The 13271-nt window shown below is 66.4% G+C and carries 9 protein-coding genes; 3 read left to right on the top strand and 6 right to left on the bottom strand.

What is annotated here, in order from left to right; translation table 11 throughout:
• Window position 1: 1 nt before the first annotated feature.
• The 5 genes from BLS85_RS11120 to BLS85_RS11100 form a co-directional block, all read right to left on the bottom strand.
• Window positions 2-2119, bottom strand: a complete 2118-nt coding sequence (locus BLS85_RS11120; protein WP_092786240.1) for a TonB-dependent receptor — start codon at window positions 2117-2119, stop codon at window positions 2-4.
• Window positions 2120-2428: 309 nt separating this feature from the next.
• Window positions 2429-3319, bottom strand: coding sequence for a helix-turn-helix transcriptional regulator (locus BLS85_RS11115; RefSeq protein WP_092786238.1), 891 nt, complete (start codon window positions 3317-3319; stop codon window positions 2429-2431).
• A gap of 456 nt (window positions 3320-3775) precedes the next feature.
• Entirely contained in the window at window positions 3776-4438 is a 663-nt protein-coding gene (locus BLS85_RS11110; RefSeq protein ID WP_092786236.1) for a class I SAM-dependent methyltransferase, read from the bottom strand.
• On the bottom strand, window positions 4410-5693 hold the full coding sequence (locus BLS85_RS11105) for an MFS transporter (protein ID WP_092786234.1): 1284 nt from the start codon (window positions 5691-5693) through the stop codon (window positions 4410-4412). The genes BLS85_RS11110 and BLS85_RS11105 overlap by 29 nt, the downstream gene beginning before the upstream one ends.
• Before the next feature lie 3 nt (window positions 5694-5696).
• Window positions 5697-7835 (bottom strand): TonB-dependent receptor, encoded by a 2139-nt coding sequence (locus BLS85_RS11100; RefSeq protein ID WP_092786233.1) that lies wholly within the window; start codon window positions 7833-7835, stop codon window positions 5697-5699.
• A 224-nt stretch (window positions 7836-8059) separates the two neighbouring features.
• Between BLS85_RS11100 and BLS85_RS11095 the strand changes: the two genes are divergently transcribed.
• Window positions 8060-8953, top strand: a complete 894-nt coding sequence (locus BLS85_RS11095) for a helix-turn-helix domain-containing protein (protein ID WP_092786231.1) — start codon at window positions 8060-8062, stop codon at window positions 8951-8953.
• A 20-nt stretch (window positions 8954-8973) separates the two neighbouring features.
• Here the strand turns inward: BLS85_RS11095 and BLS85_RS11090 are convergent, their stop codons facing one another.
• A complete protein-coding gene (locus BLS85_RS11090; RefSeq protein ID WP_092786229.1) occupies window positions 8974-9942 on the bottom strand; it encodes a helix-turn-helix transcriptional regulator in 969 nt (322 codons plus the stop codon).
• Window positions 9943-10139: 197 nt separating this feature from the next.
• Between BLS85_RS11090 and BLS85_RS11085 the strand changes: the two genes are divergently transcribed.
• Window positions 10140-12161, top strand: a complete 2022-nt coding sequence (locus tag BLS85_RS11085) for a TonB-dependent receptor (protein WP_092786227.1) — start codon at window positions 10140-10142, stop codon at window positions 12159-12161.
• 19 nt (window positions 12162-12180) lie between these two features.
• Window positions 12181-13077, top strand: a complete 897-nt coding sequence (locus BLS85_RS11080) for a DUF4198 domain-containing protein (RefSeq protein ID WP_092786303.1) — start codon at window positions 12181-12183, stop codon at window positions 13075-13077.
• The last annotated feature ends 194 nt before the right edge of the window (window positions 13078-13271 follow it).

Genomic DNA, 13271 nt, shown 5'->3' with positions numbered 1-13271 from the left:
GTCACCACCGGGCAGTCACGGTCATGCCGAAGGTGCGGGGATCGCCGGCAATGCCGCCGTACGTGCCTTCGCCCATATCGAATGCGCGGGTCGCGTAGGCTTCATCGAGGGCATTCTTAACCCAGAAGGCCACCTCAAGGTTCTCGATGTCGTAGCCGGCTTTGGCGTTCAAGATGCCGTAATGGTCTTCCTTCTGGGTGTTGGCGGAATCGTAATACAGCCCTCCCATTCCCAACCAGTCAACATGAGCATACAAACCGTTTTTAAACGCATAGTCGGCGCCGATGCTGTACGTGTATATGGGCGCATTTGGCGGACGATTGCCGGAATAGTCGTCGACGCCGTCCGTATACTCGATGAAATGGGCATCATTCCACCCGACACTGCCGGTGAACCGAAGGCCGTCGGTGGCTTGCCAAGCCGCCTCGAACTCGACGCCCCGACTGACACTCTTTCCCGCGTTCGTCAGGTTGGACTGTGTGAGAATGAGCTTTTCGACTTGCTGGTCCGTCCAGTCGATCCAGAACAAGGACAGGTTCGCCTGCACTCGGCTGTCGAAAAAGCTCGTTTTAACGCCGACCTCATAGTTCGTCGTGTATTCCGCGTCGTAGGTTTCCTGGCCTGCGGCCCCGAGATTGTTGAACCCGCCCGCCTTATATCCTTGGGAATACGTGAAATACGTCATGACATTTGGCAGGGGCGTGTATTCCAGGCCCAACTTCGGCAGCCAGGCATCAAATGTCAACTCGGGGCTGGTGTCGTAATCCACGCCCATGGCTGTCCAGGTCTGGCGGTTGTCGACCTCCTTCTTCTCGTGGTCGTACCGAAGCCCTGCGATCACGGAGAGTGTCTCGAACACCGGCCACGTGACGTGCCCAAAGGCCGCCATGTTGCGCGTGTCCGTTTCGGTACGGATCTGCTGGACGCCGTAGCCAACACCCGACATGTCCATGTCGATGTTCAGGCGGTCGGTCTGGTCGAAGTAATAGAGCCCGGCGACCCAGCGCGGCCCGGACGCCCCTTCCGGAGAACTCAGGCGGAGTTCCTGGGTGAAACGGGACGCCTCCAAGGCCGTATCCAGCCTGTAGATGTCATAGGCCGTCGCATCGACATCGTAGCTCGATGTCTTGTTTTCGTCGGCATAGGCCGAGATCGAGGTGACGGTGAACCAGGGGGCCTCGTAAACGGCCCGGACGCTCCCGCCGTGCACGGTCGTATCGTTCGTGCCGATGTAGTTCGACGTGACCGTATGCGGGTCGTCCCGCAGTAGATCGAGGTCAGCCACGATGTTGGTCGAGCCGTCGCGGTAGCGTTGCGCATTGTAGGTCGCGATGACGTCCCACGGTCCCTCGGGGTCCCAGCGCAGCTTGACCCGGGCGCTCAGGTCGCTGGCGTCATCCACGTCGTCGATACCGTCCGGTTCGCGGGTGAAATACCCGTCGGACTCCAGGAACCGGAGGGCCGCGCGATAGGACCAGTCATTGTTCCACAGCGGTCCGCCCGAGACCCCGCTCACCGTCTTGGTGTCGTAATTGCCGTAGCCGACGGAAACGGCCCCTTCCCAGTACGGCTCCGGGTCGCGAGTCACGATATTGATCGCGCCGGCCTCGGTGTTGCGGCCGTACAGAGTCGATTGCGGCCCCCGCAGCACCTCGACGCGGTCGATGTCCAGCAGGTCCATGTCGGGGAAGCCGGAGTGGACTCCGTCAACGAAAAAGCCGACCGGGTTCTCCGTCTTCATGTGGGGCGTGACGCCGCGCAGGGACATCATGGTGACGGGGGAATGTCGGCCCGCCGAGGTGGCGTACATGTTGGGAACCCGGCGGATCACGTCCTTGGTGTCCACGGCGGCCGCGCGGTCGAGATCCTCGCCGGTAATGACGGTCATGGGGATCGGCGTTTCCTGCGCCGTTCCCGACATCTTTTCGGCGGTCACGGTGACCGGCTGGAGTTGGATCACCGGACCGACCATGGGTTCCGTCGCTGGCGCCGGGTTGGTTTCGGCACCATCCTCGGCCGGCTCGGCCGCCAAGGCCGTCCCCCAGATCATCTGAGCCAAGGCAACGCACACCACCAACGGCGCCACCCGGCCCCGCCTCACACCTGCCACCGTCGTCATTCTTCATCCCCCGGACACTCGATCGGACAGTCATCGGACGCGGACCCGATGAGAATGCGAATCGTAAGCGCCAAAGATCCCGACGTCTCCCCGAGTCCGGTCGGAAAATGCCCGGACCGGAACTTTTTGGAGGTCTTTCGGTCGGGGACCGGCGCGCCGATCGCGGCCTCGCGACCAGCCGGGGTCGCGCGCGCCAAGAGATGTGCGGCATGGCTGCTCTCGCCTCGTAAGAAGAGGCCGGGCCGGACGCGGTGACGGGTTGAATCCCGAGGATGGCCCCGGGATCGCCCCGAGACGAAACGACGATCCCTATTCCAGCACACCGCGCCGGGCTTCGCGCGGCAACACGCCGAACTGCTTGCGAAAGGCCGCACCGAAGTGGCTGACGTTGCTGTACCCCATCATCATCGCCGTTTCCGTGACCCCATGCCGCTGCAACAGCTCGCGCGCACGATCCATGCGCTCCCGCTGGAACAGTGCGTAGATGCTGTGGCCGAAGACCGCCTTGAAACCGCGCTTCAGCTTGAACTGGTTGAGACCCGTCTCGCGCGCTAGTTCGGCGATGGTCGGCGGATTGCTCAGGTCACGAAGCAGGCGCTCCCGCGCCGCCATCAGCCTTTTCCGGTCCCGCAACGATACCGCCTCGCACCCGTCGGCGGTCCGGTACGTCTCGATATGCCAGGCCAGGAATTCGAGCGCCGCCGCATGGAGCAGCAGGCGCGGTGACCGATCGTCGTCGATGAGGCGCGCAAGGCGCGCGGCGGCATCCTGCGCGCGCCGGCCGTCACCGTGCCCGCGCATGCAAAAGCCGCGGTGAACCTCGTCCCCGATAGGGTCGTAATCGTCGCCCGCCAGAGTCGCCAGAACCTCCGGTGTCACCATGATTTCCACGTTCCGATGATCCCTTGGAAGGTGCATGCGGAACCATTCGTCCGGCGCGTAGCTAGTCAACAGAGTGCCGGCGTTCAGCCGCACATCCTGGCCGGAGAATGTGACGCCAATGGAGCCCTGCAGCAGGCAACTGCAATGAACGCAGGCATGGTCGTTGTGGGCGTGGGCAACGATATCCGCGTCGGCGCGGGACGCCACCAGCGAGACCATCAGCCCGGGTTGCAGGTGGACGATCTTGACGTCCAGTCCCAGGCGGGCCGCCGAAGCGGATGGATCCCGGAAAAAGTCCGTTGACCGGAACTCGTGCATGATGTCCTCCGCCCCATGTGCTGCTCCTTGGTCCGCGCTGTCGGTCTCGGAGTATGACCGCGATACTCATGCGAATAACACGCACTTGCAATCATATTCTCGCAGTCATCCTAGGGACATTGGTTTGGGCGGACGGAAGGTGGAGACACGGACAGGAAAATCTCCCGCCCGATGGCCAGCCCGCCGCCGTTCGCTGATCAGCCTGACACCGCCGATCAACGTGGTCCTCCTGCTGCTGATCTCCTTCATGCAGGCGCCAGACGGAACCCCTTTGGAGGACGCCGCGTTCGAGGCGATGGTGTCCGCCCGTGGTGTCCGCCCGTCTGGACGAGGCGGTGCTGGACCTGATCGCGCGGGCACAGCCGCTGCCGGCCATGCCCGCCTCCATTTCCGACAGGCGGCTGGAACTGGTCGTGCCCATCCGCTTCGAGTTGCGATCGGGCAGACGCTTTTCCATCAAGGGGTCGGGCTCTGGTCACGAGCGGTCGGCTTGCCTGCCACGAACAGCATGCTCGCCGCATCGGGCGCACGAACGGCGCCGGGATCCAAGCCGGCCTCCTCGGCCCAGCGCGTCAGGGCCTCCGGCGCGTCGAACCGCATGTGCTTGGCCACGGGGCCGAACATCCGCCGCACCCGGCGCGATGCCGCAGGCGGGGTGGTCACGATGGCGATCCGGCCGCCCGGGGTCAGGACCCGGGCCATCTCGGCGATGGCCTCGGCAGGCTGGGGAAAGAAAAAGAAGGCGTGCATGCAGAAGACCGCCGTGAAGGCGCCGTCGGGAAAGGGCAGAGCCGCCGCGTCGCCCTGCGCCACCTCCAGGCGGCCGTCCTCCACGGCGGCGGCGTTCCGCGCCCGCGTTTCGGCCACCATGTCCGGGCTGTGATCAACACCAACCGCACGACAGCCCCGGGACAGGGCCATCTCCAGGAACACGCCGCCGCCGCAGCCCACATCCAGCACGCGGTCGGCGGCGGTCACGGGCACCGCCTCCAGGCCCATGCGGAACCCGGCCATGTGGCCGCCGGGATGGCGGTACAGCATGCGGCCGACAAGGCCACCGGGGCGGCGGGCGATGGCATCCACCAGACGATCAGAAAGGCTTCGCGAGATCTTGGACATGGGCGTCTTCTTTACAGCGAGGGGACGGGCCGGCGGCGGGGAACCGCTCGGGTTCGCACAGGCGGCGGGTGGCCAGGATGACCGCCAGCGCCAGTCCGGCGCAGCCGAGGGCCAGAGCGAATCCCCAGCCGAACCCGGACGCGGCGACCAGGGCCGTGGCCACGGCGGTCATCACCATCCCGCCCAGCCCGTGTAGGCACTGGACCATGGTTATGTCGGTTCCGGCCTGCCGGCCGTCATGGGCGAAGCGAAAGGCCAGGGTGAACACGGCAACAGACGCCAACCCTTCGCCCAGGCCACCGCCCAGGGTGGCCGCGACCGCGAGTCCCGTTGGCATGGTCCCGGGCGCGCCTGCGCCGGTCCACCACAGGACCGGCCCGCTCAGCGAGACCAGCAATCCGGCCATCGCCGCCGGCACCGCTCCCCAGACCCGCACCGCCGGTCCGGCCAGGGCGGCGCCGAGGATGATGGCCACGGCGTTGCCGGTGCCCACGATCAGGCCGATGTGCGCCAGGGACCAGTCCTGCTCCACCAGCAGAAGCCGGGCGAGCGCCGTGGCCACGGCGTGGCCGTTGGCGAACAGCAGGGCGATGGCCGCCAGCGCCCAGCCGGTGCGGGAGCGGAAGAACGCCCGAAGGCGGGCCGGCGTCCGGTCGGCGTCGGGCGCGGCCGGCGGTTCGCGCCACAGCAGCACCGGCACGGCGGTCAGGGCGATCAGGCCGGCCATCGCCGACAGCGCGGCGGGCGCGCCGACCCAGTCGGTCAGCACCATCATGCCGGCGCCGCCCAGCAGAAGGCCGGCCATCATGCCGCCCACCTGAAGGCTGTTGGCCAGGGCCATGCGCGGCCGGCCGAGACGCTCGGCCGCCAGCCCATCGGTGGCGATGTCCTGGGTACAGGCGGCGAGGCAGGCCACCCCCAGCAGGCCGACGATGGTCACCGCGCCGTCGGCGTCGAAGGGCAGCGCCGCCACGCCCAGCAGCGCCGCCACCAGCAGCGCCTGGGTGGGCAGAATCCAGCCGCGCCGCCGCCCCAGTCTCCGGGAGCCCCGGTTGTCCACCAGCGGGGCCCATAGGACCTTCACCACCCAGGGCAGCATCGCCAGGGGGACCAACGCCACCGTCTCCAGCGGCACCCCGCCGGCGCGCAGCAGGGTCGGCAGGGCCTCGGTCACCAGCCCGAAGGAGATCCCCTGGGCCAGGTACAGCGCGCCGATGACCCCCAGCAGCGCCCGGTCCGGATCCGTGACGCGCATGGCCTACAGGTCCACCTTCACCCGAAGGCCGAAGGTGCGCGGGTCACCGGCCACGGCCAGATCCATCCCGTTGTACTCGGTGGCCTGCACCCGGTACTCCTCGTCGGTCGCATTCTTGATGAAGCCCTCGACCCGCCAGCCGTCGCCCAGCACGCCGGCTCGGAGATTCAGCAGGCCATACCCCGGCTCCTCAAGCTGGTTGGTGATGTCGTAATAGGTGCTGCTGCGATAGGTGTAATCCGCCCGCATCAGCAGGTCGACGTCACTGCCGATGGGCACGATGTCGTCCAGCGGCCCCAGGTACTGCGCGCTTAGGGCATAGGTGAAGCGGGGCGCGTTGGGCTGGCGGAAGCCATCGCCCGAAGCGATGGTTGCGCTGGGGTTGGGGAAATCGAGGAACGTCGCCTCGGTCCAGCCGAACGCGCCGCCCAGGGTCACCGTATCCGTGACCCGTGCCGCGACATCCACCTCGGCGCCGTAGCTCTCGGAATGCGGCACGTTGGCGATCTCGTTGTACATTCCCCGCCAGGCAGTCACCTGCTGATCGTACCAGTCTGTGTAGAACAAGGCGCCATTGAGTTCCATGCGGTCGTCGAACAGGCGCAGCTTGGCGCCGAGTTCGTAATTCCAGACGTGTTCGGACTCGAATTCCAGCTTGGGACTGGGCGCGAACAGCCTGTTGTACCCGCCGCTCTTGTATCCCCGGCTGATCGTGGCATAGACGCGCGTGGCGTCGTTGGGTTTCACCATCACCGTGAACTTGGGCGAGAAATCGAGGGCCTCAAACTCATAGTCGAGCGTCTGGGTCGGCGCCATGCCCATCTGCGAGACGTGCGTGTAGTGGGTTTCCTTGGTGTCGTGCGTCACACGCAGGCCCACCGTCACATCCAGCCAGTCGGTTACGCCGTAGGTCGCGTCGCCGAACACCGCCTGGCTGTTGGTGGTCGTCTCGGAGTTGCTTATCTCTGACTCGCCATTGGCGAACATCCCCCACAGCGGGGAGGAGCCGGGCCTGTGGCTGAACACGTTCCGCTCTTCCTCCTCGTTGTGGAAGATGAAGACACCGGCGACCCAGCGCAGGCGGACGTCATCGGGCGATGTCAGGCGGAACTCCTGGGAAAGCTGGTTCTGATCCCAATCGGCGGACTGGTAAACGGAATCGCTCGCGTTCCAGTCGTTGCCGTCCGCGAAAGTGTGCGTGCTCCGCCACGCCGAGATGGACTGCAGCGTCAGATCGCCGATGTACACTTCGCCATTCAGGGACAGGCCGTAGTTCTGCAACTCGTATTCGAAAGGCTCGGCGATCGCGGCATCGCGGTCACCGGCGTCGTCGAAATCATCGTAGGCGTAGGCCGTCGCGTCCTGGTCCGTGTAGTCGGCCCGAAGCACAACATCGTAAAGCGATCCTGCCGCCCGCACCTGGGCGCGCCCACTGGTCGTGGAGTAATCCCCGAGATCGTCGCCGATGCTGTTGTCGACCGTCGCGCCGCGCCCGGCCTGATTGGCGCTCAGCCGGGCCGAAACCGTGGTGTCGCCGAACGTTCCGATGGCCCCGTTAGCGACAGCCGCCAAGTTGTACAGGTCGAAGGACCCATACATCGCCTCGCCCGACAGATACAGTTCAGGCTCGGGCTCGGCGGTGATGATGTTAACCGCGCCACCCATGGCGTTGCGGCCGTAGAGTGTGCCCTGCGGTCCGCGCAGCACCTCGATCCGCTCCACATCGTACAGCGGCGGATTCATGCCGACCTGGGCGCCGATGTAGACACCGTCGACGTACATCCCGATGGCCTGGTCACCGCCCGCCATGTCGCCGCCTTGGTTCCCGATGCCCCGCATCGTGATGGTAGAGAACCCAACCTGGCCATTGCTCTCCTGCAACACGACGTTGGGCACGGCATTCAGGGTGTCCGACAGGTCTTTCTGGCCCCGGTCCTCGATCTCGAAACGGTCCACCACGTCCATGCTGATGGGCACGTCGAGGGGATCCTCGCTGCGGAACTGCGCCGTGACCTCGATGGGAGACAGCACGGTCGGCGCGTCGGCTTCTTCGTCCGTGGCATCCTGAGCCGCCGCCGGCATCGAAAGTGCGACGCATGCGCAAGTGGTGAGCAGACTGCGCCGCAGATCCCTGGGTCCCATGCTTTCGGTCTCCTTCCATCGTCGGTTACGACAGTTCCCCAACAAGGGTTCTGCGCATCATTTCAACCGCTCGCCCTGCCGACAACGCGGCTGGCTTCAGGGATCGCGTCTCTTTCTTCGGAATTTCCGCATGAAACTTGCGGATTCGCATTTGCGAGTGCGTCTTCTTCGCAGTACGGTTCAGGTTCCGTCCCCGCGCTGGGGTCGCTCCCGGATTCCTTATCATGCAGACACTTACCACCTCCGGACTGGAAATCATCCTGGCCGACGACGCCGTCGCCAATGGCCAGTGCTGGACGACGACCGTAAGCCCGGGTCTGTGGTCGGGGGTGATCATGCGCGGCGAGGTGTTCTGCGCCGTCGACGGTCTCGGAGAAACCACGACACGGGCGGGGTCCGTCATCACCTTCCAGAAACCGCGGGAGGTCGAGATTCATCACCGCTCCCTGAGGACCGGAACCCTGTCGGGGGTGTTCGTCCGTGTCGACGAGGCCACCATCGCCGACCTTGTGGGGGACGACGGCGCTGCCACCTTCCGACCAGCGCTGTCCCTCACCGATGCGCCGCGCTCAGACGACTGCCCGGGCCTGCGCGCCGTGGCCTGGCAGATGCTGGGATGTCCGGGCGCCACGGCGGCCCAGCGCCTGTTCCTCGCCGCCAAGGCCCTGGAGTTCCTGGCCTCCGTCGCCGACGGCGGCGGCCGGCCCGGGGTGTCCGGATGGTCCTCGGGCTGCGATCTGGCCCCGCGCGACATCGGCCGGGTGATGGAAGCCCGCGACATCATCCTCGCCGACCTCAGCGCCGCACCCTCGGTTCCCGATCTGGCCCGGCGGGTGGGGCTGAATGCCCGCAAGCTGACGCGCGGGTTCGACGCGCTCTTCGGGGCGCCCGTTTACACTTTCATCAAGAGCGCGCGCCTGGACCGCGCCAAGGCGCTGATCGAAAGCGGCGCCATGTCGGTGGCCGAGGCCGCCTATGCCATCGGCTATCACCCTGCCCACCTGTCCACGGAGTTCCGCCGCCGCTTCGGCGTGGCCCCCTCGCAGGTGCGCCGCACGACGCGCGTCCGGGGCATGCCGCCCCCCCCGAAAGGGTCGGGAGCGCGCCCGGCGGGATAGGCCCCGCCGCCGGTCCGCCGTCATGATCCCGGGCAGCGGCGCGCCCAGTCGCGGGGCGACAGCCCGGCGTGATCCTTGAAAGCCTTGCTGAAGTGGCTGAGGCTGGAGAACCCGACGGCGTACGCCGTTTCGGTCACACTCTGCCCGCGCTCCAGCATGGCCATGGCGGCCGCCAGCCGCACCGACCGCAGATGGTCCTGCACGGATGTGCCGATGATCTGGCGGAAGCCGGCGCGCAGCTTCTTCTCGCTCAACCCCACTTCCCGGGACAGGCGCTCAATGGTCCAGGACGTCTCGTAGTCCCGTTCCAGCAGACGGCGGGCCATGACCACCCGCTTGCGGTCACGCGCCGACACCATGTGCCCCGGGTGGGGCATGGTATCCCGCAGCACGATCGCCAAAAGCTCCAGAGCCTTGGCGCGCAGGAACAGGGCACGGGCGACGCCCTCGAAATCGTCGCAGCAGAGCATTTCCGTGGCCGTTCGCCGCGCGGCTGGCGAGGCGGGCGCGTGGCGGAGGACATCCACCCCCCCAGGTGAGTCGATCCCGGGGAGGATGGCGTCGCGCAACACCGCGACGGCACTGGCGGCCACGAGGGGCAGAAACGTCGCCGCCGGGAAGCGCACATCGACCAGACGCAGGGTTGCTTCGGCCCGAAGGACATCCTGCCCCGACGCGCTGTGATCCACCGCATGCAGCAGGGTCGTGCCCGGACCCAGCGTCAGGGCGGGGCCGCCGTCAAGCGTCATGGCCAGGGAACCTTCCAGCAGCACCCCGACGCAGACCATGGGCCGGGCCTCGCCCCGAATTGTCCATTCCGTGTCCGCGCCGCCGTTCCAGGTGGTGATGGTGATGTCATCCGGCAGATCATGCACGCGCAGGGCCCGCGACCAGCCGGGCGGAATGGTCATGGCCGGCAGCAGCGGGTGGGTGCGGATGTCGGCGGACTCCTGTTCCGCCACGGAGAAAGCCCCTGCATCCAGGTCCATCAGTTTTTTCCCAATTTCGACAATTCCGGCCGGACGCCGTTAGACGGTCACCCATGCGCATGCGAGTGATTCGCAATACCACATGGAAGGTGGGGATGTCCACACGAGGCCGCGACCGCGTGCCGGGGCGACCCCCGCCCCGAGCCGACCGTCCTGCATTGAAGACGGGACATCGACCACCGGAACAGGAGACCCTGATGCACGCATCCCTTCGCATCGGCGGCGCTTTGCTGCTGGCGACCTCGGCAATCCCGGCCTTGGCTCAGGAGGCCGACGCGCCCGCGCCAGCGACGCCCCCGCCCGGCTCCGTGATCACGCTCGAACCGCTGACGGTAACGGCCAACAAGCGCGAACAGACGGACTTCGACGTCACCGGCAGCGTCAGCGCCATGACGGGCGAGGATCTGGCGCGGGAGGGCGTGACCACCACCGACACCCTGGACGAGGTGTTCCCCGAATTGCAGTCCATGGGCCGCAGCTCGCGCGTCTACAACAACTTCACCCTGCGCGGCCTGTCGTCCGGGGATTTCTACGGCCCCGCCGTGGGCCTGAACGTGGACGGCGTACCGCAGTTGCCGCATGCCTACGCACAGGCCATGCAGAACCTCGACCGGGTCGAACTGGTGAAGGGGCCGCAGGGCGCGGTGTACGGGCGTGGTGCCCTGGGCGGGGTGATCAACGTGGAAAGCGCCCTGCCCGGCGCGGACCCGGAAGCCTGGACCGACCTTCAGGTGTTCAGCCGGGGCCACCGTGTCTCCGGCGGCGCCAGCAGCGGCCTCTGGTCGGGGTGGGCCATCCAGGGCATGGCCACCGATACGATGGAGGGCGGCTCCCTGGACGATCCGGCCAACGGCCGCGACAACGTGGACGAAAGCCGCACCACCAGCGGGCGGATTTCGCTGCATTTCCTGCCCGACGACCTGCCGCTGGAAGCGCGCCTGAAGATCGGCACCGACCGCTTCCGGTCGGAGGAGGAGTACTACGTTCCTCTCGACAATCTGTCGCGCGACCGGGTCAACCCGATCGTCGAAACCCCGCACCTGGATCGCCGCATCGACGACGTCAGCCTGGACGCCACCTACGACCTTTCGGACACATGGTCGGTTACTGGGCTCATCGCCTACCAGCGCATGAATCTGGAGCGCACCTTCGGCACCTTCGGCATCGATACCGAGGAATTCCAGGACAGTCTGTACGGCGAATTGCGCGCCGCGTACGAGGGCGAGGACCTGTCCATCCTGTTCGGCTACAGCGGCCAGCGGCAGCACTTCAAATACGAGGACGTGGATTACGGCACCGGCATTGGCACCATGGGCGGGCCGCTATCCGACAACCACATGGTGACCCATGCGGTGTTCACGGACGGCACTTATCGCCTGTCGCCCCACTGGGAACTGAGCGCGGGCGGACGCGTGGCCTGGGAAAAGGCCGACTCCCTGATGTCCATTCCCGACGCCACCGGCGCCGACGTCGATTACGAGAACGACGCTACGTTCTGGGCCATCACCCCCCACGCGGGCATCGCCTATCTGCCGACCGAGGAACACCGGATCTGGGCCAGTGTCGGCCGGGGTTACAAGCCGGGCGGGTTCAACAAGGCCGGCACCACCGCCCTGGATACGGCCAGCTATGACTCCGAAACCGCCCTCAGCTTCGAAGGCGGTTGGAAGTACCGCTCACAGGACGGATCCCTGCGGGCCGAGGTCACGCTGTACGACATCGAAAGCTACGACGTGCAGGGCTATTCCGGGCCGGCCGGCCTGGAAACCCTGACCAACATGGGCGACGCGCGCAGCCTGGGCGCGGAACTGAGCGCCGGGATCGTGCTGTTCGACGACCAGGAATTCTCGGTCGGCGGCATGGTGAACCGCAGCCGCTTCGTGAGTGGCCCCTACGAGGACAACGACGTCCCCTACGCCCCCGTCTACAGTGTGCGCGCCTCGTGGTTGGGCCATTTCGGCGATCGCGGCCAGTGGCAGCCCACCGCGACCATTCGCCACGTTGGCGAGCACTATTTCGACCAGGACAACACCCTCCGCCAGGGGTCGTACACGACCCTCGACGCCTCGCTGGACTACGAGACCGATTTCGGGGTCACCGTCGGTGTCTACGGTCGCAACCTGACCGATGAGATCTATCAAGTCTATGCCAACAGCTATGTGGGCGCTCAGCTTGGCGCCCCGCGCGAGTTCGGCCTGCATCTGAATGCCCGGTTCTAAACCCGAAAGGACAATGGACATGCCATCCCGTCCAACCCGTCTGTGCCTGCTGGCGTTGGCCGCTTCGGTGGCGGTGCCCGCGTCGGCCAGCGCGCACTCCCTGTGGATCAACGCGCACGAGTCGCACGTTCATCAGCCGCCCCATGCCATCGTGTCCCTGGGATGGGGCCACGGCCTGCCAGTGGACGACATCCTGAACAGCCCGAGCGGACGGGTCGTCATCGACCGCTTCGCGCTGGTGGATCCCGCCGGGGACCGCACCGCCCTGGACCCGCCCTCGACCGAGGCCCCGGCGTCCGTCGCCGAGACGACCGATGTCACCGTGTTTGCCGCCGATCTGGGCACCCACAAGCTGGCCTTCGCCAGAGGCAGCGCACCCGGCGTCTATCAGCTCGAAGCGGTTTCCCAACCGAATTTCTACACCCAGTACATCGACACCCAGGGACGCACCCGTCTGGCGCTAACCCCGCGCGACGCGGTGGAGGATGCCCAGACGGTGTTGATGTCGGTGAAGTATCAGGCGTTCGCCAAATCCGTCGTGACCCTTGGCGCGTGGGCAGAGCCGGTCCCCTTGGGCCACGACCTGGAGATCCTCCCGCACACCGACCTGAGCGACCTGCACGTCGGCGATCTGGTCGAGGTGGACGTGCTGTTCCACGGCGAACCGCTGAACGCCACCGCGCAGAGCCTGGATTACATCACCGCCCAGGGCACCGGGTTCGGCCAGAGCGACGGGTTCGCCCTGTTCTCCTATATCAAGGACGGGCGCGCACAGTTTCGGGTTCAGAGCGCCGGACAATGGGTCATCATGGTCAACCACAAGGAAGACGTGACCCCGGACGGCCCCCTGGCCGATCTGGCCGGCAAGGCCGATCAGGTCTACCACGGCGCGACCCTGACCTTCACCGTACATTAGGACCGGGATCGTTCGGACGAGTGCAGTCGCGCCTGTTACGTCAGAAAAACCCTGGAAACCATGGGCGCACTCCGGTATTGATCTGCGACTGGTTGGCATTCGCATCAAGGGATGGCCGAGCCTGGACGCTGGCCCAATGGCCAAGCCGTGCCGAGGTCACTCCGTCCGAGGCTGGACGGAGCAAGGGACCACAG

Source organism: Rhodospira trueperi, from assembly GCF_900101965.1.
Taxonomy (GTDB): domain Bacteria; phylum Pseudomonadota; class Alphaproteobacteria; order Rhodospirillales; family Rhodospirillaceae; genus Rhodospira; species Rhodospira trueperi.
This window is presented reverse-complemented; position numbering and strand designations above follow the sequence as displayed.